Origin of the sequence: Corynebacterium sp. 74A (assembly GCF_008930665.1) — a bacterium.
GTDB classification, from domain to species: Bacteria; Actinomycetota; Actinomycetes; order Mycobacteriales; family Mycobacteriaceae; genus Corynebacterium; species Corynebacterium megadyptis.
Map to the genome: position 1 here is coordinate 1 of NZ_PQMG01000007.1, position 21,242 is coordinate 21,242.

21 protein-coding genes, 5 tRNA genes and 1 riboswitch are annotated in these 21,242 nt (G+C 62.7%); of the genes, 8 read left to right on the forward strand and 18 right to left on the reverse strand.

The window, feature by feature from the left end; all coding sequences use genetic code 11:
* Positions 1-266, forward strand: a 266-nt coding sequence (locus tag GBB11_RS10965) for a hypothetical protein (RefSeq protein WP_225979318.1), incomplete at its 5' end; no start/stop codon positions are given.
* 60 nt (positions 267-326) lie between these two features.
* On the opposite strand, the gene murA is transcribed toward GBB11_RS10965, so the two are convergent.
* Positions 327-1,601: a UDP-N-acetylglucosamine 1-carboxyvinyltransferase gene (gene murA / locus GBB11_RS09710; RefSeq protein ID WP_151550358.1), complete on the reverse strand. Its 1,275-nt coding sequence runs from the start codon at positions 1,599-1,601 to the stop codon at positions 327-329.
* Positions 1,602-1,677: 76 nt separating this feature from the next.
* Between murA and GBB11_RS09715 the strand changes: the two genes are divergently transcribed.
* Complete coding sequence (locus GBB11_RS09715) at positions 1,678-2,250, forward strand: cob(I)yrinic acid a,c-diamide adenosyltransferase (RefSeq protein WP_151550359.1); 573 nt, start codon at positions 1,678-1,680, stop codon at positions 2,248-2,250.
* A gap of 15 nt (positions 2,251-2,265) precedes the next feature.
* Here GBB11_RS09715 and ramA read toward each other — a convergent pair whose 3' ends face one another.
* The 5 genes from ramA to GBB11_RS09740 form a co-directional block, all read right to left on the reverse strand.
* Positions 2,266-3,105: an acetate metabolism transcriptional regulator RamA gene (gene ramA / locus GBB11_RS09720; protein ID WP_151550360.1), complete on the reverse strand. Its 840-nt coding sequence runs from the start codon at positions 3,103-3,105 to the stop codon at positions 2,266-2,268.
* Positions 3,106-3,637: 532 nt separating this feature from the next.
* The gene (locus GBB11_RS09725) at positions 3,638-4,453 is read right to left on the reverse strand and encodes an energy-coupling factor ABC transporter ATP-binding protein (RefSeq protein ID WP_151550031.1); all 816 of its coding nucleotides are present in this window, start codon (positions 4,451-4,453) and stop codon (positions 3,638-3,640) included.
* Positions 4,454-4,458: 5 nt separating this feature from the next.
* Entirely contained in the window at positions 4,459-5,193 is a 735-nt protein-coding gene (locus GBB11_RS09730; RefSeq protein ID WP_151550030.1) for a CbiQ family ECF transporter T component, read from the reverse strand.
* Positions 5,190-5,522: an energy-coupling factor ABC transporter substrate-binding protein gene (locus GBB11_RS09735; RefSeq protein WP_151550029.1), complete on the reverse strand. Its 333-nt coding sequence runs from the start codon at positions 5,520-5,522 to the stop codon at positions 5,190-5,192. The genes GBB11_RS09730 and GBB11_RS09735 overlap by 4 nt, the downstream gene beginning before the upstream one ends.
* Complete coding sequence (locus tag GBB11_RS09740) at positions 5,519-6,235, reverse strand: energy-coupling factor ABC transporter permease (RefSeq protein ID WP_151550028.1); 717 nt, start codon at positions 6,233-6,235, stop codon at positions 5,519-5,521. Before GBB11_RS09740 ends, GBB11_RS09735 begins: the two co-directional genes overlap by 4 nt.
* Before the next feature lie 89 nt (positions 6,236-6,324).
* Positions 6,325-6,565, reverse strand: a riboswitch (cobalamin riboswitch).
* Between the two features lie 148 nt (positions 6,566-6,713).
* Between GBB11_RS09740 and cysK the strand changes: the two genes are divergently transcribed.
* Both cysK and epsC read left to right on the forward strand, forming a co-directional pair.
* Positions 6,714-7,658, forward strand: a complete 945-nt coding sequence (gene cysK, locus GBB11_RS09745; RefSeq protein WP_151550027.1) for a cysteine synthase A — start codon at positions 6,714-6,716, stop codon at positions 7,656-7,658.
* Between the two features lie 26 nt (positions 7,659-7,684).
* Positions 7,685-8,284: a serine O-acetyltransferase EpsC gene (gene epsC / locus GBB11_RS09750; protein ID WP_192796374.1), complete on the forward strand. Its 600-nt coding sequence runs from the start codon at positions 7,685-7,687 to the stop codon at positions 8,282-8,284.
* A gap of 87 nt (positions 8,285-8,371) precedes the next feature.
* Here the strand turns inward: epsC and GBB11_RS09755 are convergent, their stop codons facing one another.
* From GBB11_RS09755 to GBB11_RS09775, 5 genes are all read right to left on the reverse strand, one after another.
* On the reverse strand, positions 8,372-8,662 hold the full coding sequence (locus tag GBB11_RS09755; protein WP_151550026.1) for a GNAT family N-acetyltransferase: 291 nt from the start codon (positions 8,660-8,662) through the stop codon (positions 8,372-8,374).
* 109 nt (positions 8,663-8,771) lie between these two features.
* Positions 8,772-8,844, reverse strand: a tRNA-Phe gene (locus tag GBB11_RS09760).
* Positions 8,845-8,870: 26 nt separating this feature from the next.
* Positions 8,871-8,944, reverse strand: a tRNA-Asp gene (locus GBB11_RS09765).
* A 179-nt stretch (positions 8,945-9,123) separates the two neighbouring features.
* Positions 9,124-9,200 (reverse strand) — tRNA-Asp (locus tag GBB11_RS09770).
* Between the two features lie 35 nt (positions 9,201-9,235).
* Positions 9,236-9,308 (reverse strand) — tRNA-Glu (locus GBB11_RS09775).
* Between the two features lie 107 nt (positions 9,309-9,415).
* Here GBB11_RS09775 and GBB11_RS09780 point away from each other — a divergent pair.
* Positions 9,416-11,467: an MMPL family transporter gene (locus tag GBB11_RS09780; RefSeq protein WP_151550025.1), complete on the forward strand. Its 2,052-nt coding sequence runs from the start codon at positions 9,416-9,418 to the stop codon at positions 11,465-11,467.
* 43 nt (positions 11,468-11,510) lie between these two features.
* Here GBB11_RS09780 and GBB11_RS09785 read toward each other — a convergent pair.
* Positions 11,511-11,583 (reverse strand) — tRNA-Lys (locus GBB11_RS09785).
* Between the two features lie 98 nt (positions 11,584-11,681).
* Positions 11,682-13,202 (reverse strand): acetyl-CoA hydrolase/transferase family protein, encoded by a 1,521-nt coding sequence (locus GBB11_RS09790; protein ID WP_151550024.1) that lies wholly within the window; start codon positions 13,200-13,202, stop codon positions 11,682-11,684.
* A gap of 328 nt (positions 13,203-13,530) precedes the next feature.
* Here GBB11_RS09790 and dusB point away from each other — a divergent pair, with 328 nt between their 5' ends.
* A complete protein-coding gene (gene dusB / locus GBB11_RS09795; RefSeq protein ID WP_151550023.1) occupies positions 13,531-14,706 on the forward strand; it encodes a tRNA dihydrouridine synthase DusB in 1,176 nt (391 codons plus the stop codon).
* 50 nt (positions 14,707-14,756) lie between these two features.
* Positions 14,757-15,488, forward strand: coding sequence for a PhoU domain-containing protein (locus tag GBB11_RS09800; RefSeq protein WP_151550022.1), 732 nt, complete (start codon positions 14,757-14,759; stop codon positions 15,486-15,488).
* A 21-nt stretch (positions 15,489-15,509) separates the two neighbouring features.
* On the opposite strand, the gene pstB is transcribed toward GBB11_RS09800, so the two are convergent.
* The 5 genes from pstB to mshD form a co-directional block, all read right to left on the reverse strand.
* On the reverse strand, positions 15,510-16,286 hold the full coding sequence (gene pstB / locus GBB11_RS10865; protein WP_151530227.1) for a phosphate ABC transporter ATP-binding protein PstB: 777 nt from the start codon (positions 16,284-16,286) through the stop codon (positions 15,510-15,512).
* 27 nt (positions 16,287-16,313) lie between these two features.
* Complete coding sequence (gene pstA, locus GBB11_RS10870) at positions 16,314-17,207, reverse strand: phosphate ABC transporter permease PstA (RefSeq protein WP_151550021.1); 894 nt, start codon at positions 17,205-17,207, stop codon at positions 16,314-16,316.
* Position 17,208: 1 nt separating this feature from the next.
* Entirely contained in the window at positions 17,209-18,225 is a 1,017-nt protein-coding gene (gene pstC / locus GBB11_RS09810; protein WP_151550020.1) for a phosphate ABC transporter permease subunit PstC, read from the reverse strand.
* A gap of 33 nt (positions 18,226-18,258) precedes the next feature.
* Positions 18,259-19,356, reverse strand: coding sequence for a phosphate ABC transporter substrate-binding protein PstS (gene pstS / locus GBB11_RS09815; RefSeq protein WP_151550019.1), 1,098 nt, complete (start codon positions 19,354-19,356; stop codon positions 18,259-18,261).
* A gap of 130 nt (positions 19,357-19,486) precedes the next feature.
* Positions 19,487-20,389 carry a mycothiol synthase gene (gene mshD, locus GBB11_RS09820; protein WP_151550018.1) on the reverse strand — a complete coding sequence of 301 codons (903 nt, stop codon included), beginning with the start codon at positions 20,387-20,389 and terminating at the stop codon, positions 19,487-19,489.
* Positions 20,390-20,408: 19 nt separating this feature from the next.
* Here mshD and GBB11_RS09825 point away from each other — a divergent pair, with 19 nt between their 5' ends.
* The gene (locus tag GBB11_RS09825; RefSeq protein ID WP_225979256.1) at positions 20,409-21,224 is read left to right on the forward strand and encodes a DUF2993 domain-containing protein; all 816 of its coding nucleotides are present in this window, start codon (positions 20,409-20,411) and stop codon (positions 21,222-21,224) included.
* The last annotated feature ends 18 nt before the right edge of the window (positions 21,225-21,242 follow it).

Genomic DNA, 21,242 nt, shown 5'->3' on the forward strand with positions numbered 1-21,242 from the left:
ACATGCGACCAAACAAACCCCAATCACAAGGGCACCTGATCCACACACAACCAAACACGCACACCACAACAAAAGCAGCACACATCAACAAAACAAAGCTGGCACACTATCGAGTTCTCAAACAACACAGGCACAACCAATCGAGTCAGAATCCTGACTGTTTCGGAAGGCTTGGTATCAACGCTGTTTTCTTTTCGCCACTCTTCGTTGTTCTCTCACAACGTGGGGCGCTGTCGGTCGCGCTGACAGGAGATAAATCTACATAGATCGCTGGATACACGCAAATCCCCTGCTAGGAGGGGATTTTAGAAGGATCTATAACCGTCTTAATCCTTGCCGTGGCGCGATGCCGAGACACGAGTGATCCGGGCGCCCAGCTGGTTGAGGGTCTCCACGAACTGCGGATAGCCGCGATCGATATGGAAGACGTCATGCACTTCCGTCACCCCATCGGCGCACAAGGCCGCCAGCACCAGCCCGGCACCCGCGCGGATATCGGAGGACCACACTGGGGTGGAGCTGAGCTGCTCGACCCCGCGGACCACGACGTGATGTCCATCCACGGAGGTGTCCGCGCCGAGGCGCTGCATCTCGTCCACGAAGCGGAAGCGGGATTCAAAGACGTTCTCTGTAATCACGCTCATGCCTTCCGAGACCGCAGCCAGCCCGATCGACATCGGCTGCAGGTCCGTGGGGAATCCCGGGAAGGGCAGGGTCTGGTAGTCCACGGCCGAGGGGCGAGAATCCATGCGGACGCGGAAACCGGTGTCATAGGTTTCCACCTCGGCACCGACGATCTTGAGCTTTTCCAGCGCGATGTGCAGCGCCTGCGGGTTAATGCCGCCGACAGTAATATCGCCGCGCGTCATCGCTGCCGCATAGGCCCAAGTGCCGGCGACGATGCGATCGCCGATCACCTCGTGCTCGGCGGGATGCAGCTTATCTACGCCATCGATGGTGATAGTAGAGGTGCCTTCACCAGTGATCTGGGCACCCATCTCCTTGAGCAGCACGCAGAGATCGACGATCTCCGGCTCCCGCGCGGCATTATCTAAGACGGTGCGGCCCTCAGCCAGCACCGAGGCGGTGAGGATATTTTCTGTGGCCCCCACCGAGGGGAAGTCCAGCTGCACATAGGAGCCGCGCAGCGACTCGGCTTCGGTGACCACACAGCCGTGCTTGATATAGGTGCGCGCCCCGAGCTTCTCCAGCCCAGATTGGTGCATATCGAGCGGGCGCGAACCAATGGCATCGCCACCGGGCAGTGCCACCACGGCATGGCCACAGCGCGCGGTGAGCGGGCCGAGCACGCATACGGAGGCGCGGAATTGGCGCACGGCCTCGAAGTCGGCATTGCTCTGCGGCTGTGCCGGGGTGCTAATGCGCACGGTGGGTCCGTCAATATCCACGGTGCAGCCCAGGCCTTCTAGAACATCGCGCATGAGCGGGACATCGAGGATCTCGGGACAGTTGGTGAGCGTCGTCGTGCCCTCAGCCAGCAACGCGGCGGCCATGAGCTTGAGCACGCTGTTCTTCGCGCCGTGGACTTTCACAGCGCCCTGCAGCCGGGCGCCACCTTCAACCAAGAAATGTTCTTTCACAGTGCACCAGCCTAGTGCCTTGGGGGCGGTTGTGCGCTACCTGCTTGGCGGCGACTTTTCCCTAGAATCGAGAACTATGAGTGTTCATTTGACCAAGATCTATACCCGCACCGGAGACGACGGCACCACGGGTCTGTCGGATTTTTCCCGCGTACCCAAAAATGATTCTCGCCTCCAGGCGTATGCGGACTGCGAGGAAACCAATTGCGCCATCGGGGAGGTGCTGGCGCTGGCCTCCCCGAGCGAGGACGTGAGTGCGGTGCTGCGCCGGATACAAAATGAGCTTTTCGATTGCGGCGCGGACCTCGCCACCCCCGTCGTGGAGAATCCGAAGTATCCCCCGCTGCGCGTGGAGCCGGATTATATCGAGCGCCTCGAGCAGGACTGCGATCGTTTCAATAAGGAGCTGCCGACTCTCGATTCCTTCATTCTTCCCGGTGGCACGCCTGCCTCGGCGCTGTTGCACACCGCGCGGGTGAAGGCTCGCCGCGCCGAGCGGGCCGCTTGGGCGGCCATCGCCGAGCACGGCGAGACGATGTCGGTACTGCCGGCGAAATATCTCAATCGTCTCAGTGATGCGCTCTTTATTTTGGGCCGGGTGGAAAACCAGGGCCGGGATGTGCGCTGGGTTCCCGGCGGCGAGCGCTAAAAGCAGCACGAGGCTTTAGGGCAGCGCGCCGATGCGGCGGGCGGCGTTGACGGCCTCATACCGGGTGTGAGCGCCGAGCTTGCGCATGACCGAGCGCAGGTAGCTTTTCACGGTTTCGGCGCCGATGCCCATTTCCTCGGCAGCCTCGACATTGGTGTGCCCCAGGGCCACGCAGGCCAGCACGTCGAGCTCGCGGGCGGAGAGCTTGGTGGTCTGCTTTACGCGCACCGGGGAGACCAGCTGGTCACAGAGGCTTTCGATCTCCTTGCGCAGGTCTTCATCCCCCACGCGATTGGCCAGCATGCGCAGCTTGGAGTGGGTGGAGCGCACCTGCTCCCATTCGGCACCGTTCATCACGCGCCCGGGCTTGGCCCCGCTGCCGCCGGCATCGCCGCGTCGGAGCGCGCTATTGACGGCCAAGTCTTGTTCGAGAGTGCGGGCGGTCATGGTGACTTCCTCAATCACCTTGTCGCCCAGACGCACGGGAGAGTGCACGCCCACGTAGAGCACGCCGCGCACATCGCGTTGCACGATCACGGGCACAGCCACGATGGAGTGCAGGCCCTCGTCCTGGATGGGCTTGTCGTGCTCATGAGAAATGATGGAGGCACGGGTGTAATCAGAGACGCCCACCGGTCGGCGGGAGGAGACAACGCGGCCGCCGACGCCGGCGCCGGGCTCAATCACGAGATTCTGCAGAGCCGGGGTGCGCAGCCCTACCCAGGCACTGATTTGGAGCCGGCTATCGGGTAGCACCGTGGCATACATGGTAACCGGAATACCGGTGGCGGTCTTCAGTGTGGTGAGTGCTGCGCGAATCGCTTCTTCGTCATCCTTGAGACGCTGCGGATCCATACTCTTCTTCCTGCGTTGTTCACCTAATGCCGGTCCGGGGGATCGGCACCTCCCATGGCATGTAGCTACGGGGAGGTAGTGGGTGCCCCTGTTCACACCCGCCTCGCTTAGGTTGCTCGTAGGACAGGATTATAAACAAGAAACGGGGGTAATCATAAGTACTTAGGGGAAGTTTTCCGCACCGCCTGAGATGAAAAGTTCACAATCTCCCCCTTTATCCCCCTTTATGGGTGCACCCGCCTTTAGTCCTTCCACCTCCCCCGCCGCGCCATTTTCTCGGTAAATATTTATCTCCCTCTCAGCTTTACGCCACAAATCTCGCACCCCACCCCCGCCACTAAATCTGCAGGTAAAAGCCCTTCTGGAGACTCAGACAGGTCATTTACCCCCGTCAGTACACCCTCCCCACCCCACTGCAGCAGATCCGCTATTACGTCCCGCGTGGTGAGATCAGGGGGTTAAGAGCGCCCAATTGCGAAACAAGTTAGAACAAACACGCACGTGGGTTTAGCGCCATTTAGAGTGACATATATCACTCTGGACGGTGGGGCTGTGCGAGGACATCGGCGGCCGTGAGTACGTCACGACCCAGTGCTCGCGAGACCAGTGGCGCCCACGGAAGCTCTAGGCGCGCCTGCTCGATGAGGTCGGTATCCGTCATGATCTCCGCGCAGGCCCCGCTGCGCACCACCCCGCCCGTGAGCACTGCCGCGGTATCGGCGAAGGCATAGGCGAGGTTCACGTCATGGGTCGAGAGCACAATGGCGGTACCCTCCTCACGCAGCAACGCGAGGGTGCGCAGCAGCTGGGCAGAGCCGGCCGGATCGAGCCCCGCGGTGGGCTCGTCCAGCAGGAGCACCCGTGGCCGCATGGCCAATGCCCCGGCCAAGCTCACCCGCTTGCGCTGCCCATAGGACAACTGCTGCGGCACGCGCTCAGCAAGGTCGGTGATCTCGGCGCGCTCCATCGCCCATTCCACCCGCGCCGCGATCTCCTTCTCGGAGAGCCCCTGGTTGGTGGGGCCATAGGAAACGTCGGCACGCACGGAGACGCCGAAGATCTGGTCATCTGGTTCTTGGAGCACCAGCTGAATCACCGAACGGGCGCGGTTGCGGCCGGCGCGATCATAGGCTGCGGGGGCGGCGTCGATAAGCACCTGCCCACGCTGCGGCTGCAGTGCCCCCGCCATGAGCTTCATCAGGGTGGATTTTCCGGAACCATTGGCGCCGAGCAGGGCCACGGCGTCGCCGCGCTCGATATGCAGCTGCACATCGTGCAGCACCGCGGGCCCGTGCGGGTAGGCGAAGCTGACGGCGTCGAGGCCGAGGAGAGGATGGGGGGTTGTCAAAGGTCTCACCACACAACGGGGATTAGGCCCACGGCACAGACCGCGGCCAGGCAGACAAGGATGATCGCCAGGCGCGCGGGCCGGGCGGGAGTGAAGGTGCCGTAGACGGCTGCCGCGGCGTTATCGGCGCGCAGCTCGAGGCCCTCCTGCAAGCGCTGGGCCCGCTGGAAGGCCGCCAGGAAGAGATTGGCTGCCTGATCGGCGACCGAACGCAGAAAGCGCCGCCAGGAGCTATGCCCCAACCGCTGTGCCTGCGCGTGCCACATCGCCTGCGACTGGGTGTAGAGGAGCGAGGAAAAGCGGTAGATGTGCATGCTCACCACGACGAGAGTCTCGGGGATCCCGATCCGCCGCGCCCAAGTGAGCTGGGCGGCAATGGGGGTGCTGAGGGCATAAAGCATGGTGATACTCATGCCCACCAAGCTGCGGCCTGCGACAACCGCAGCGTGGGCGACGCCGCCCTCGACCAGCACGAGACCGCTGGGGGTCAGGTTGATCATCAGCGGCCAGATACCGAGCACGATAAACCCGAAGGGGGCGAGCACGAGCCCGATATAGAGCCGCCAGTCCACTTGCGCCCGCGCCGCCGCGAGCAGAACGATCACCAATAGCACTGGCAATACGGGAAGCGGCGGCAGCGCGAGGGCTAAGACTAGTGCGCCGCCGAAGGCAAACACCTTTTCCGACACGCTGTGCTGTGCCCAGGGAGAGCGGGCGGCAGCGATGTCGAGTGGATTCATCGTGGCGTGGAACTCTGCGCCTGCTCTTGCGCCCACTTCGTGCGTCCGCGGTATAACCCAATCACATAGCCGAGTAGGCCGGCGCCGAGGGCAGCTTGGAGGGCGAAGAGTCCGGACTCCACCTCGCCGGGCAGCTCGCCGACGAGCGGCTCGAACCACGGCTCATAGCCGGGATTGACTTCCTCCACGATGGTTTCTGCGCTGGAGTCGGTGCCAACGAAGTGCTCCTCCGCGTCCTTGTCTCCGACGTTGAAGAACATGGGAAATGCGGCGATGAAGATGGCCGCGAGGATGAGCGCAATAGTCACGCCAGTGTTGTTCTTTTTCATGCCTTCTGCCCTTCCTTTGGCTTATCGACGCTCTCCTGCTGCACACTGGCCTCCTCGCGGCCGCCCAGCACTCCCAGCAGGGAAAGCTCGCGGGCCGCGATGGTGCGCAGCGAACGGAAAATCAGCACCGTGATGATGGATTCCACGACTGCAAGCGGCAGCTGCGTGGGCGCGTACAGCGCGAGGAAGGTCATGGCCGAGTTAAAGAAGCCATTGGCGTGGTGGGCACCGGCCAGCTGAAAGGCGGTGACCACATAGGTGGAAAGATCGGCAAAGAACGCAGCCAGTGCGATGCCAATGGTGGCACTACCGCCGGCCTTACGAACCGCTATCCACGCGCCATAGCCGATCCAGGGACCAACGATGGCCATGGAGAAGATATTGGCGCCTAGGGTGGTGATGCCGCCGTGGGCGAGCAGGAGCGCTTGGAAGAGCAGCACGATACTGCCCAGAAACGCCATGACGGGCGGTTTAAAAAGGACCGCTCCGAGCCCGGTGCCGGTGGCGTGGGAGGAGGAGCCGGTCACGGAGGGGATCTTCAGTGCTGAAAGCACGAAAGTGAAGGCGCCGGCGGCGCCGAGAAGAAGTCCTGTTTCCGGCTTTTCCTTCAGTTGCTTGTTTACGCGGATTGCTCCGTGGATCACGAAAGGTGCGGCAGCCACACCCCAGCCCACGGCCTGCTCAATAGGCAGGAATCCTTCTGCAATATGCATGGTGGAAGAAACGCTCGTTTCTTTGACTCATGTCCGGGTGAGTCCTCGCACCAGAACCGGTTTGCGCCGAACTGGGCTGATCGATATGTGTTCGGCTATCGTGTCGCGGCCGGTCTCCTGGCTTGGCTCTAGGCATCTCGGATGCACCTTCCCGCAGCGGCTGCTGCAGTGGTAAGCCGGGGTGTGTATCCGGCGATTGTTCTCCGAGAGCCTGCGTCTCAATAAATGCTGAGGCGAGCCCTACAGTGGCGAGGTCCGCTGCGGCGTGGCATGACGCTGAACCGCATTCCCGTTCTCCGCGACTTACTCACCATAACGCCGTGCGCTGCTACGCGGGGATTTACTCCCCATATAGGGGTACGTCGATAGACCCCTTTGTCTATCTGTGTAATACTATCCTGTCTGGTAATTGTGCGAACGGGACATTATGCTGGGGAGCGGTAACTTAATTATCGACTTTTAAAGGAGTGCCTGACTCATGTCGCGCATCTATAACAACGTCACCGAGCTCGTCGGCGGCACCCCGCTGGTTCGCCTCAATCGCCTCACCGAGGGCCTCGACGCCAAGGTACTGGTCAAGCTCGAGTTCTATAACCCGGCCAATAGCGTTAAGGACCGCATTGGTAAGGCCATTATCGACGCCGCCGAGCAGTCCGGTGAGCTACAGGCAGGCGGCACCATCGTGGAGGCCACCTCCGGCAACACCGGTATCGCCCTGGCCCTGATCGGCGCCGCCCGCGGCTATAACGTAGTGCTCACCATGCCCGAGACAATGTCTATGGAGCGCCGCATCATGTTGCGTGCCTATGGCGCGGAAATCGTGCTGACCCCGGGTTCGGCCGGCATGCAGGGCGCCGTCGATAAGGCGCACGAGGTAGTGGAGCAGCGCGAGGGAGCTATCCTGGCGCGCCAGTTCTCCAACGCCGCCAACCCGAAGATCCACCGCGAGACCACCGCGGAAGAGATCTGGAACGACACCGACGGCAAGCTAGACATCTTCCTCGCCGGCTTCGGTACCGGCGGCACCATCACCGGCGTGGGCACCGTGCTCAAGGAGCGCAAGCCGGAGGTGGAGATCATCGGCATGGAGCCCGCTGATTCCCCGCTGCTCACCGAGGGCAAGGCCTCCTCCCATAAGATTCAGGGCCTGGGTGCGAACTTCATCCCCGAGGTGCTGGATCGCAAGGTGATCGATGAGATCGTCACCGTCACCAACGAGGATGCCATCGCCACCGCCCGCGCCCTGGCCGAGCAGGAGGGCATCCTCGGCGGCATCTCCTCCGGCGCCAACGTCTTCGCCGCACTGCGCGAGGCCAAGAAGCCGGAGAACAAGGGCAAGACCATCGTCACCGTCGTGTGCGACTACGGCGAGCGCTACGCCTCCACCGTCCTCTTCGAGGATGTGCGCGCAGAGTTCAACTAGCACACTCTGAGGTAGGATCGACCCTCATGATCGCTGTCATCTCCACCGCCATCTCCCACATGCGCGAAGATCTCCGCAATGCCCGCGAGCACGACCCCGCCGCCCGCGGGGACATGGAAAACGCCATCGTCTATTCGGGGCTCCACGCCATCTGGGCGCACCGCGTCGCCCACGCCCTGTGGGTGCGCAATTACCGCGGCCCCGCCCGCGTGCTCGCGCAATGCGCCCGCTTCCTCACCGGGGTGGAGATTCACCCAGGCGCCACCATTGGCCGCCGTTTCTTCATCGATCACGGCATGGGCATCGTCATCGGCGAAACCGCGGAGATCGGCGATGGCGTCATGCTCTATCACGGCGTCACCCTAGGCGGGCAGGTGCTCACCCAAACCAAGCGCCACCCCACCCTCGAAGACGATGTGGTGGTGGGCGCTGGGGCGAAGGTCCTGGGCCCGATCACCATCGGCAAGGGCTCGGCGATCGGCGCCAACGCGGTCGTCACCAAGGACGTGCCCTGCGAGCACATCGCCGTGGGCGTGCCCGCGAAGATGCGGCCCCGCGAGTCCTCCGAGTGCGTGAAGCTGGTGGACCCCGACCGCTACGTGCCGGGCAACGATTACACGATTTAAAGACACACACACTCCCAACGGTGCTACCCGTTGGGAGTTTTTCTGTGCCTCGGCTGCGGCGCGTGCCCCAGCTGGCTCGCGCCGTGGCTAGCGGGCGAGGTGCTCCCGGTACTCGGGATTCTTGGAGATGAAGTGCTCCACCGCAGAGCAGCTCGGCACGATCTTCATGCCCTCGCGGATCGAATCATCGAGGGCGTAGCGAATCAGCGGCGAGGATAGGCCCTGGCCGCGATAGTCGTTGAGCACCACGGTGTGGTTGAAGTCGCGCACCGTCTCATCCACCGCCTGAAACTCGGCGTAGCCGGCCATCTGGCCATCGACCTCAATCACGTAGGTCTGCGATCCCTCGTCGAGGTGTACGTGCTGTGCAGCGCTCATGGGCGGTGCCTTCCTTTCTCCATAGAGTATGTATCTCTGTGGAGCCGAGGATAGCGCAGATGTAAAAAGCAGCCCCCTCACTATTGCGAGGAGACTGCTTTTCATGTTGTGGCCAGAAGCAGGATCGAACTGCTGACCTTCCACTTTTCAGGCGGACGCTCTACCGACTGAGCTATCTGGCCACGATCCTTGCCTAAGCAACGATCTGCGACCCTGACGGGACTCGAACCCGCGACCTCCGCCGTGACAGGGCGGCGCGCTAACCAACTGCGCCACAGGGCCATATTTTATTGTGTACCAGCTACTGGCTAAGCAGTGCGCTGTGCACGAGTGGATACTCTACATAACACTCTTACATACCCGCAAATCCGCTGCTCATACCCTATTTTACGGGGCTGCACTGAGACACAGAAAAAGCGGCTACCGAGTGCTTCCTCAAAGCATCGATAGCCGCTTATCCATGGCGACCCTGACGGGACTCGAACCCGCGACCTCCGCCGTGACAGGGCGGCGCGCTAACCAACTGCGCCACAGGGCCATATTTTGTTATGTCTTTCCACAATGAGTGGAAAGTACCCCCAACGGGATTCGAACCCGTGCCGCCGCCGTGAAAGGGCGGTGTCCTAGGCCGCTAGACGATGGGGGCGTAGTCCGCGTGCGGACTGAGATGAATCATACATGAACCATGAGATCGCACAAAACCTCAGCTCCTACGCCCTTTCTCAGCAGGGCTTCAGACTACACTCATGGCCTATGACCACCTCTGCTCCCTCCCGTTGGTTGCGCACAGGACTGCCCTTAGTACTGGTGGCACTGTGGATCGCCATTATGGGCCTCGGCGGCCCCCAGTTTGGCGCCATCAGTGAGGTCTCCTCCACAGACCCCGCCTCCTTCCTCCCCGAAACCGCGGAGTCCACGACCGTACAGAAAGCGCTCAGCGATTTCCGCGACGGCGACTCCATCCCCGCCGTCGTGGTGATCAGCGGCGACTCTGCCACCCCAGAGGCCCTCGGCTCGCTCCCCGAGGAACTCGCGTCTGAGTTCCCCGAACTCAGCTTCAGCCCCCTCCTGCCTTCCGAAGACGGCGAGGCGGTGCAGCTGGTGGCTGCCATTCCCAGCGACGCCGCCATCACCGAGGTGGTGGCCGAGCTCGACAGCGCGATCGAGCAACGCCTCCCTGCCGCGGATGAGATGTGGATTACCGGCCCCGCCGGCTTCACTGCCGATCTCTCCGCCGCCTTCGCCGGTATCGACTCCCAGCTCCTACTCGTCACCGTCATCGCCGTGCTGCTGGTTTTGGTTGTGGTTTACCGCTCCCCCATCTTGCCGCTGCTGGTGCTGCTCTCCGCGCTCACCGCGCTGTGTCTGGCCGTGGCGATCAACGTGGCCTTGGCACGGGCCGACATCGTCACCATCAACGGCCAGGTCCAAGGCATCCTCTTCATCTTGGTGATCGGCGCCGCCACCGACTATGGGCTGCTGTATACCGCCCGCTATCGCGAGGAACTCACGAAGCACACCCGGCCCTGGACGGCCACTCTTCGGGCGATCACGGGCACCTGGGAGCCGATTGCGGCCTCGGCCGGCACCGTCGTGGCGGGCCTGCTGTGCCTCATGCTCTCCGATCTGGCGTCGACGGCCGCGCTCGGGCCGGTGGCCTCGATCGGCATCGCCGCCGCGGTGGCTTCCTCCCTTACCTTCCTCCCCGCCCTGCTCCTGCTTCTCGGCCGCGTGGCCTTCTGGCCGCGTCGCCCCCGCCCCAGCCAGGAGAGCCAGGAATCGCCCACGTGGACGCGGGTGGCCGATGTGGCTGAGCGCCATCCTCGCGCCCTTGCCCTCGGCATGTCCGCGCTCTTGGCCTGCGGCTGGTTCGGGCTGATCGGCTTCGACGCCGATGGCGTTCCCCAATCCGATTTCGTGCTCGGCCAAAGCGATGCCCGCGATGGCCAGGAGATAGTGGATCGTCACTTCCCTGGCGGCTCCGGCTCTCCGGTGTACGTGCTCGCCGATGAGTCCGCTGCGGAGACCACCATCGCCACCATCGCCGCGACTGCTGGGGTGGAGCAGCCCGCCGCGCTATCGCTCGAGTCCCCGATTCCTGGGCGCGGCACTGCCACCGTGGTGGATGGGCACGTGATGATCCAGGCCACCCTCGACGCCCCCGCCGATTCCGCCGCGGCGAAAGACACCGTGCGCCAGCTGCGCGCCGCGCTTCCCGATGCGGCCGTGGGCGGAACCACGGCCGTGGACATCGACACCAACGACACCTCCATCCGCGATCGCCAGGTGATCATCCCCGTGGTGCTGCTGGTGATCACCGTGATGCTGGCGGTATTGCTGCGCTCCCTGCTGGCGCCCGTGATGCTCCTGGCCACCACGATTCTCTCCTTCGGCACCGCCCTCGGCGTCGCCGCGCTCATCTTCCACCTCTTGGGCTTCAGCGGCGCTGATCCCACCGTGCCGCTCTATGGCTTCGTTTTCCTCGTGGCCCTCGGTATCGACTACAACATCTTCCTCATGACGCGTGTCCGCGAGGAAGCACTCGAGCACGGCACCCACCACGGCGTACGCCGCGGCTTGATCACCACCGGCGGGGTGATTACGAGCGCCGGCGTCGTGCTGGCCGCCACCTTCTCCGCCCTGGCCGTGATCCCCATCCAGTTCCTCGTACAGCTGGCGGTGATTGTGGCCCTCGGAGTGCTTATCGACGCCCTCCTCATCCGCGCCTTCCTCGTCCCCGCCTTCACCCTGTGGGCGGGCAACCGGATCTGGTGGCCGGCACAGCAGCGCTACCCCCAAGAATAAAAACAGCACTCCCCAGCCATCTGGCTGGGGAGTGCTGCTGTAGTGGGCCCTGTGGGGCTCGAACCCACGACCTGCGGATTAAAAGTCCGTAGCTCTACCAACTGAGCTAAAGGCCCGTACGAGAAATGTAGTTTATCAATGCGGTGCGGTGTTTGGAAAAAAGACCACCCCACCCGCGTGTGCGGGCGAGGTGGCAGCGAGACTCAGTGAGCTCTTAGCTCTGCGGCTTCATGGAGCCGTGAGTGAGGAAGCGCTGGTGGAAGGACAGTGCGGTCTCCAGATCGTGCGGGGTCTGGAGGGTCTTGTTCTTCTTGGCGGCCTCGAGTGCGCGGGAGTAGTACTCCTCCAGCACCGGACGGTAATCCGGGTGCGCGATGGCGATGATCTTCTCCACACGCTGGCGCGGTGCAAGGCCACGGAGATCGGCGTAGCCGTACTCGGTGATGAGCACCTTGACGTCCTGCTCGGTGTGGTCCACGTGAGAGACGAAGGGCACGATGGCGGAGATATCGCCGTTCTTCGCCTCGGAGGGGGTGATGAAGGAGCTGATGAAGCCGTTACGGGTGAAGTCCGCGGAGCCACCCACACCGTTCATCATCCGAGAACCGGTGACGTTGGTGGAGTTGACGTTGCCGTAGATGTCGGCCTCGATCAGACCATTGGTGGCGATCAGGCCGAGGCGGCGCACGACCTCGGGGTGGTTGGAGATCTGCTGCGGGCGCAGCACGATGGACTTGGCGTAGCGGTCGGCCTCGGCGTTCATCTTCTCGGCGTACTCGGGGGAGAGCGAGAAGGAGGTGGCGGATGCCATGGTCATCTTGCCGGCATCGATGAGGTCCACCATGCCGTCCTGGATGACCTCGGTGTAAGCCTTGATGTTCTCGAACTTGGAGTCCAGCAGGCCGGACATCACGGCGTTCGGCACGTTACCCACACCGGACTGCATGATGTAGCCGTCATAGGTCAGGCGACCAGCGGCCACCTCGCCCTCGAGGAAGTCGAGGAAGTTACCGGCGATCTGCTTGGAGGTCTCGTCCAGCGGCTTGAAGGGAGCGTTGCGGTCCTCGTTGTTGGTCTCGACCACAGCCACCACCTTGTCCACATCGATGTCGATGTAGGTGGTACCGATACGATCGCCGGGCTTGGTGATCGGGATGGGCTGACGGTTCGGCAGCGGCTCGATGCGGTAAATATCGGCCATGCCCTCGAGGTTCAGGGACTGCCACTCGTTGACCTCGATGATGATCTTGTCGGCGGCGTCCAGGTACTCCACGTTGTTACCCACGGAGGAGGAGGGCACGAGGTGGCCTTCCTCGGTAATGCGGGTGACCTCGACGATGGCAACGTTCATCTTGCCGAAGAAGCCCTGGGAGACGTACATGCCCGACTCAGAAAGGTGGTAGTCGGCGTAGTAGGTGGTGCCGTCGTTGATCTTGCCACGCAGGATCGGGTCCGACTGGTACGGGGTACGGAAGCGGAGGGCATCCGCCTCGGCGAGAACACCATCGCACTCGGGGGCGGTGGAGGCGCCGGTGAAGAGATCAATCATGTACTCCTCACCCTTGGCATGAGCCTCCTTGGCGCGCTCCGCGATAGCGGTGGGAAGCACCTTCGGGTAACCGGCGCCGGTGAAGCCCGATACACCTACCTTGTCACCGTGGTTAACAAACTGGGCAGCTTCCTCCGCAGACATAACTTTTCCGCGAAGCTTGGCGTTGGCAATACGATCCGACATGAACTCTTAGTTCTCCTTATTTCTGTGTGCATTCCGGTGCGGGGCGGACTCCTATTCGGGTCACCACCGCAGGCCGTGAGTGCGGTACTTGTCCTAGCCCCGCGGTTGAATGTGCCGGCTGATAACACCGTGCGATCTTGCACGCGTCAGCGCACCCGCTGTGAACTAGGTTACGAACCCCACAATAGACGAACTTTTGGTTCGTGTCTCAGGTTCTTTTCCACTACCCCCGAGCTCGCTGAGGATCGACTACTGGCCCTCGCCGCGAAGAGCTGGGAACGACGCCGTGAAATTGCGGTGAACGCTGCGGATAGGCGACACTAGGCGGGTGACTACATTGCGCAATCATCGGCCGCTGCAGATCGGTTCACTCACCCTCGAATCACCCGTCGTACTCGCCCCTATGGCGGGGGTAACCAATGTCGCGTTTCGCACACTATGCCGCGAACAAGAGTTGGAGAAGATGGGGAGCGTCTCGGGGCTCTATGTGTGTGAGATGATCACCGCCCGCGCTCTCGTGGAACGCAATGAGAAGACGATGCACATGATCGCCTTCGATGAAGCAGAGAATCCGCGGAGCATGCAGCTCTACACGGTGGATCCGCACTATACCTATGAGGCGGCGCGGATGATCGTGGATAACGACCTCGCCGATCATATTGATATGAACTTCGGCTGCCCAGTACCGAAGGTCACCCGGCGCGGCGGCGGCTCGGCACTGCCCTATAAGCGCCGGCTCTTTGGCAATATCGTGGACGCCGCGGTGCGTGCGACTGAGGGCACCGATATTCCGGTGACAGTGAAATTCCGCGTCGGGATTGATGATGAGCATCACACCCACCTCGATGCAGGCCGGATCGCGGCGGAAAATGGGGCGGCCGCGGTGGCCTGCCACGCTCGCACCGCCGCCCAGCGCTATTCCGGCACGGCCAGGCTGGAGGAGATCGCGGCATTAAAGCAGCACATGGTGGCCTCCGGGTTCGCTGATATTCCTGTCCTGGGCAATGGCGATATCTTTGCCGCCCAGGATGCGGTGACCATGATGCAGCGCACCGGCTGCGATGGCGTGGTGATTGGCCGCGGCTGTCTCGGCCGGCCGTGGCTCTTCGCGGAGCTGGCGGCGGTGCTGCGGGGCCAGCCGCTACCGCCGCAGCCGACTCTGGGCGAGGTCACCCAGATCATCCGGCGCCACGCCGAGTTGATGGTGCGCCACGAAGGCGAAGAGAAGGGCTGCCGCGACCTGCGTAAACACATGGGCTGGTATCTGCGTGGTTTTCCCGTGGGCGGCGAGGCTCGGAGCCAGCTTTCGCGGGTGACATCCCTAGCGCATCTGAATGAACTGCTCGCCCCCTATGCTGAGAGCAGCGAGCTAGCCGCCGATGCCGAGGGGCCGCGCGGCCGCCAGGGCTCGCCGGCGAAGGTGCTGCTGCCGGAGGGCTGGCTAGATGACCCTGAGGACGCCAGCGTTCCCGAGGGAGCCGAAATCATGCATTCCGGCGGCTAGCCGCCCTTCGCACTCAGCAGAGCTGCATAGAAGCAGCTATAGTGCAGCGTATGCGCACTGCCTTTCGCGAGCACCTAGACGGCTTTTCCTACGATCTTCTGGTCTTAAGTGATCACGTCCGCGAGACGATGAGATTAGCCAGCAAGGCGCTGATTAATAATGAGCTCACTCCTGCCGAGGAGGCGCTCTCAGCTGCCACCACCATGGAGGAGACGCGACAGCGCTGCGAGGAACGTGCCGTTGCCCTGCTGCTCTTGGAAGGACCCATGGCGCGGGATCTGCGCCAGATCATTTCTTCCATCTATATTGTGGAGCATTTTGATCGCATGGGCGCGCTGGGCATGCATATCGCCCGGGTCGCGCGTCGCCGCCATCCGAATAATGCCGTGCCAGCGATTTTAGTGGGCTACTTCGAGGAAATGTCGCGCATCGCTTTGCAGATGTCGGACAAGATTCACGAGCTTCTTCTCAATCCGGATGCGGATGTGGCGCTGGTGCTCAGTGATGATGATGACGCTATGGATGATCTGCACGCCCATATCATGCACGTGCTCACCCAGCGTGAATGGAAATATTCCACCTTGGAGGCCGTGGACGTCACTTTGCTGTCCCGCTACTATGAGCGCTTCGCCGACCATACGGTGGATGTCGCTGCGCGCATCGTGTACCTCACCTCCGGTATGCAACCGGAGGAGTACCGCCTGAAGCTGGAAGATGAGCGCAGCGAAGAAGATTTTGCGCGCCGCATCGCAGATCTGGAGCGGCGCTTTTCCCGCGACTAGGCGGGACGGGGCGCGGGCTGTTTAGCCGAAGCGACCCGAGATATAGTCTTCGGTTTCCTTCTCGTCGGGGTTTTCGAAGATCTTCTTGGTGGGCCCCACCTCAACCAGCCGCCCGGGCTTGCCGGTGGCTTCGAGGGAGAAGAATGCCGTCTGGTCCGAGACACGGGCGGCCTGCTGCATGTTGTGGGTGACGATCACGATGGTGAAGTCCTTCTTCAGCTCGTGAATCAGATCCTCCACAGCGAGGGTGGAGATCGGGTCGAGCGCGGAGCAGGGCTCATCCATGAGCAGCACGCCGGGCTCCACCGCAATTGCGCGGGCGATACACAGACGCTGCTGCTGGCCACCGGAGAGTCCACCACCCGGCTTATCCAGGCGGTCCTTGACTTCCTCCCACAGGTTGGCGCTGCGCAGTGACTTCTCGCAGACCTCTGCGAGCTTCTTCTTGTCCTTCATACCGGACAGCCGCAGCCCCGCCGTCACATTGTCGGCGATGGACATCGTGGGGAAAGGATTAGCTTTTTGGAACACCATGCCGATGGTGTTGCGGACGGATACGGGGTCCACCTTGGGGCCGTAGATGTCCTCACCATCGAGTGTGATGCTGCCTTCTACGCGCGCCCCCGGAATCACTTCGTGCATTCGGTTGAGGGTGCGCAGCACGGTGGACTTGCCGCAGCCAGAGGGGCCGATGAAGGCGGTGACGGACTCCGGCGGCACGTGCAGGTTCACATTCTGCACGGCGTGGAAATCGCCATAGTAAATATTGACGTCGTTAAGGTCGAGACGCTTGGCCATGTGAGTGAGTTCTCCTGAGCGGTGGGGCTAGTTTTTCACAGAGAATTTCGCGGAAACGATCCGTGCCGCGATATTGAGCAGGGCGATGAGGAGCACGAGGGTCAGGGCCGCACCCCACATCTTGGCCAGCACCGCATCGGAGGAGCCGGCCTTGTACATGTCGAGCATCATCAGCGGCAGCGAGGACTGTGGGCCGCTCGCGGGGTCCCAGTTGATGCCTTGGAAGGAGCCCACCAAGATGAGCACGGGGGCGGACTCGCCCATCACGCGCGCAATGGCCAGCATGATGCCAGTGACGATGCCCGACAGCGCGGTGGGCAACACGATCCTGGCGATGGTCTTCCACTTGGGCACGCCGAGTGCATAGGAGGCCTCACGCAGATCGTGCGGCACTACTCGGAGCATTTCCTCGGTATTGCGCACCACCACTGGGATCATGAGCAGCACCAGCGATAGCGCCACCGCCATACCGGAGCGCTCGAAGCCGAAGAGCACCACCCACACCGAGTAGATAAACAGTGCCGCCACGATCGAGGGCACACCGGTGAGGATATCCACCATGAAGGTGGTGACCTTCGCGAGCCGCCCGCCGTTGTTGTACTCCACCAGGTAGATGGCGGTGAAGATGCCGATAGGGATGGACAGGATAGAGGCGATGCCCACCTGTACCAGGGTGCCGACGATGGCGTGCAGTGCACCACCACCCTCGACGTTGTAGAGGATGCCCATTTGCGAGGCGGTCCACCACTCCGGCTGCAGCACCGCACCGATACCGCGGGACACAACCTCCCACAGCACCCACACCAGCGGCACCATTGCCAGCACCATGGCGCTATAGATCACCACCGTGGCGATGCTATTTTTCGTGCGGCGGGAGGAGGAGATGTGCTGGAAAGAACTGGATGTCTGAATCTGTGTCATGCTACTTCTTTCGCTTCACGACGCCACGTGCTGCCGCATTCACCACGAAGGTGAGGAAGAACAGCACGAGGCCGGCGGCGATATAGGCGCCAGCCTTGAGGTCATTGTTGAACTCGGGGGCCGCGTTGGCGATCGCGGTGGCGAAGGTCGTGCCGCCGTCGAAGAGCGAGGCGCGGAAGGCCGAGGAGGGCGAGATCACCAGGTAGAGCGCCATGGTCTCGCCCAAGGCGCGGCCCAATCCGAGCATTGACCCCGAGATATAGCCGGACATACCGAAGGGCAGCACCGTCATCCGGACGACTTCCCAGCGAGTGGCGCCGAGTGCTAGGGCGGCCTCGATGTGCCCCTTGGGGGTTTGGACGAACACCTCGCGCGCGGTGGCGGCGATGATCGGAAGGATCATGATGGCCAATACGATGCCACCGGTGAGGATCATGCGGGAGGTGGCAAAGGACGGCGAATTGTCGTAGTGCGCGAAGAGGAAGAAGCCTCCCGCCCAGCTATTGATCCATTCAAAGAGTCCGCTGAGCAGCGGCCCGAGGACTTTTACACCCCACAGGCCGTAGACGATGGAGGGCACTGCGGCCAGCAGGTCCACCAAGAATCCCAGCGGCTTCACCCATCGCGCCGGCGCATAGTTGGAGAGGAAGATCGCAATGCCCAGCGCCACCGGCATGGCCAGCAGGAGTGCCACCAGGGAGACGGTCACGGTGACCGCGAAGAGATTGGGAATACCGAAGTACATCGCGGAGGTGTCTGCGGTGTTCCAATCGCCCGCGTAGGTGAAGAATCCGGAGATTCCCTCGGCGTTGTTGAGCAGTGCGGGCCCCGCGCGCCAGAGCAGGAAGAGACCGATGGCCGCGATGAGCACGGTGATCAACGCCGCCGAGGCCGTGGAGAGCGTCTTGAAAATGCGGTCGCCGGGGCGGGAGACCGGCTTAGGTGCCGGCTCGGGCGCGCTCGGCGGTGCAGTACGCACATCCGGCTCGCGCGTAGTCACTACGGAGGTACTGGACATGAGAGGAAACGTCCTTTGACTGAGAAGGGGCTATTACTGGAGTGCGTCGACGGCGTCTTCCAGCTTCTTCTTGAACTCGCCAGACACGGGGATGTAGCCCTGTGTCTCGAGATCCTGGTCTTGGTTGGCGAGGACAACCTTGAGGAAGTCCTTCACCAAGCCGGCAGTGTTCTCGTCATAGCCAGCGGAGCAGACGATCTCGTAGGTGGTGAGCACCACCGGGTAGGCGCCCTCAACGTCCATGGAGAAGAGCTTGTTGGCGTCCACCACCATGTCGTGCCCCTCGCCGGCGTACTCGAGATTGTCCAGGGCCTTGCCCACGGTCTCGTTATTCAATTCCACGGGGCCGTGGCCGAAGTCGATATTGGCGACGCCCAGGCCGGCCTCGGTGGCGAAGCCTGCCTCCACATAGGTGATTGCACCCGGGGTGTCAGAGACCTGTCCCACCACACCGGTGGAGCCATTAGCGCCAGCACCGGTGGTGGAGGGGAAGGACTTGCCGGTGGTGTCCCACAGATCCGGAACAGCGGCCTTGAGGAACTTCTGGAAGTTATCGGAGGTACCGGACTCCTCGGAACGGTACACCACCTCGATCTTGTCGTCGGGCAGGTCCACACCCTCGTTCTCGGCAGCGATGGCCTCATCATTCCACGTGGTGATCTCGCCCTTGAAGATCTTGGCGACGTTCTCCACTGAGAGGTTCAGGCCATCGACACCGTCGAGGTTATAGGCGACGGCCACGGGACCGATCACCATCGGCAGGTGCCAAGCATCATTGCCCTCACAGCGCTTGGCGGCGGCGGCTACCTGCTCCTCATCCAGTGGGGAGTCGGAGCCACCGAAGGCCACCTGGCCGGCGATGAACTGCTTCTGGCCGGAGCCGGAACCGGTGGCAGTGTAGGAAAGGTTATTTCCCGTGGACTCATTGAACTTGATGCCGAAGAGGTCCATGGCCTTTTGCTGCGAGGAGGCGCCCTCTGCTACCAGCTGTCCGGAGGCGCCAGAGAGGTTCTCTGGGGACTCGGCCCCCTCCGAGCTGCTATTTCCGGTTTCGGAACAAGCGGCAAGCACCAGGGAGCTGCTGGCGACAAGACCGAGGAGGGCGGCTGAACGTTTGAAGGTGTAAGTCACAGTGGGTGTCCTTCCATATGGATGATGTGGTGGGCCGTCCGTGCCCAAGGAGACAACCTAAGGCAGCGATATGGCCGCCACACCGCACTACGGTTAACGGAAGGTGAAAAGCCAGCAAAAGTTGCCCGAACTACTCTGACTGCTCGCTGGAATACACCACATGTCTTTCGCTGGTGCTGAATCCTGCCTGCTCATAAGCCATGACTGCGGGGGCGTTATCCGCCTCCACATAGAGGATGACGGAGTTGTGCCCCTGCTCCACGAGGTACGCCACCCCAGCGGCAATGAGCGGGGCGCCGAGGCCGCGGCCCCGGAACTCATCAGCCACTCCCACCACATAGATTTCGCCCTGCTCGGCACCGTGGGATTTGGTCCAGTGGAATCCCGCCACCTGGCCGCTTTCGCGGTGCATATATAACAGCACCCCCGCCGGGTCGAACCAGTCGGTATCCATGCCCGAGCGCAGCTGCGCCAGATCCCAGCCGCCCTGCTCCGGGTGCCAGGAAAAGGCCGAGTTATTGGCCTCCAGCCAAGCGCGCTGGACCTGCTCCTCACCCCAGCGGGCGCAGGCAGAGGCATAGTCCACCAGCTCCAGCTCCGGATCGGGCGGGGTGGTGGCGCTGCGGCGCACATACTCTCTCAGATCATCGCCGTCGATGCCCATCACCAGCAGCTCACGGGTGATGCGCGCGTGACGACGCTGCGCCAGCGCTTGGGCCGCCGGCAGATCGCCATGCGCCCACACGTCCGTGACCGCTGCCTGATCGAGAAGCTGGGTGGCCACGTGGCGGCGTCGATAAGCGGGGTGCACCGCGAGCTCCGCCGAGTCCTGGGCGACGGCCAGCGCTCCCACCACCGTGTCCTCATCGAGGGCCAGCCAGTGGGTGTGGGCGAGGGCGGCGTCGTCAATGCCCCGCAGGAACTGCTCCGAGAGGGCTGCGACGCCGTCCTCGCGCTGCACGGCATCGAGCATGCTCAGGGTGGCGGAACGGAACGCGGCGTGGGTGGGCAGATGCAGCTTTTCATAACGCATATCCACTAGGGTAGTGATCGTGAAAGGCAAGCGGAGACTACTGCGCATCGCCGCCGTTGTGGCAGCGCTCGGGGTGAGCGGATGGCTCGCCGATGCCGCCGTGGCCATCAACGTGGAGCGCACGATCTCCCGCTCGGTGGAGGACACCACCCATCTGCCGGTGCCGCCGCGAGTCTATGTCGGCGGCGCCCCCTATACTGCCGCGCTGCTCAGCGGCAATGTGCCGAAGATCTCCACGCACGTGATGGATGTGGACGTGCCCAATTTCGGCGTGGTCAACGCCACCACCGATGTATTTAACCTCACCATGAACCGCGAACAAGTGCTCTCTGGGGATCTCGATGGCGTGGTAGCGCGGGTGATCTCCCGCTCAGTGAGCCTCGATGGGGTGGCCTTGGGCGAGCATCTGCAGATGACTGATCTGCAGATCAGTCACCCCTATGACATCTCCCCCTCCGGCGGCACCGCGGCGGAAGTGCTGCTCACCGGCACCCCCGCCGAGCTCGAGGAGCCGGTGACGGTGCTGGCGCGGCTGCGCATTAGCGGCACCACCATCACCATGACTCCCACCGAGCTGCGCCATGGCCCGGAGGATCCGGCCCGCCAGGAAGAGATTAAGCAGCAGTTCTTCTTCCAGATTGATTCGCGCGAGCTGCCCCTGCCCTCGCAGGCCTCGCAAGTATTTGTGCGCGGCGGGTCGGTGGTCTTCGAGTCTGAGCAGCGCAATGTGCGCCTGGATATCCGAGATCTCTCGCCACTCGGACCGCAGGTTCAGGAGATCACCTCCGAGGGGAAGCGCCGTAATGAGGCGGAGATCGCCGAGCTTGGTTCCTAGCTTCGTTACTATGGGACG

Excerpts from the sequence above, each read along its gene's own strand:
- GBB11_RS09715 (WP_151550359.1), top strand. The coding sequence starts at position 1,678 with ATGAGTGTTCATTTGACCAAGATCTATACCCGCACCGGAGACGACGGC.
- cysK (WP_151550027.1), top strand. The coding sequence starts at position 6,714 with ATGTCGCGCATCTATAACAACGTCACCGAGCTCGTCGGCGGCACCCCG.
- GBB11_RS09780 (WP_151550025.1), top strand. The coding sequence starts at position 9,416 with ATGACCACCTCTGCTCCCTCCCGTTGGTTGCGCACAGGACTGCCCTTA.
- GBB11_RS09755 (WP_151550026.1), bottom strand. The coding sequence starts at position 8,662 with ATGAGCGCTGCACAGCACGTACACCTCGACGAGGGATCGCAGACCTAC.
- mshD (WP_151550018.1), bottom strand. The coding sequence starts at position 20,389 with ATGCGTTATGAAAAGCTGCATCTGCCCACCCACGCCGCGTTCCGTTCC.
- pstA (WP_151550021.1), bottom strand. The coding sequence starts at position 17,207 with ATGACACAGATTCAGACATCCAGTTCTTTCCAGCACATCTCCTCCTCC.
- GBB11_RS09800 (WP_151550022.1), top strand. The coding sequence starts at position 14,757 with ATGCGCACTGCCTTTCGCGAGCACCTAGACGGCTTTTCCTACGATCTT.
- ramA (WP_151550360.1), bottom strand. The coding sequence starts at position 3,105 with ATGGATCCGCAGCGTCTCAAGGATGACGAAGAAGCGATTCGCGCAGCA.
- pstB (WP_151530227.1), bottom strand. The coding sequence starts at position 16,286 with ATGGCCAAGCGTCTCGACCTTAACGACGTCAATATTTACTATGGCGAT.
- pstC (WP_151550020.1), bottom strand. The coding sequence starts at position 18,225 with ATGTCCAGTACCTCCGTAGTGACTACGCGCGAGCCGGATGTGCGTACT.
- GBB11_RS09790 (WP_151550024.1), bottom strand. The coding sequence starts at position 13,202 with ATGTCGGATCGTATTGCCAACGCCAAGCTTCGCGGAAAAGTTATGTCT.
- GBB11_RS09740 (WP_151550028.1), bottom strand. The coding sequence starts at position 6,235 with ATGCATATTGCAGAAGGATTCCTGCCTATTGAGCAGGCCGTGGGCTGG.
- epsC (WP_192796374.1), top strand. The coding sequence starts at position 7,685 with ATGATCGCTGTCATCTCCACCGCCATCTCCCACATGCGCGAAGATCTC.
- GBB11_RS09735 (WP_151550029.1), bottom strand. The coding sequence starts at position 5,522 with ATGAAAAAGAACAACACTGGCGTGACTATTGCGCTCATCCTCGCGGCC.
- GBB11_RS09730 (WP_151550030.1), bottom strand. The coding sequence starts at position 5,193 with ATGAATCCACTCGACATCGCTGCCGCCCGCTCTCCCTGGGCACAGCAC.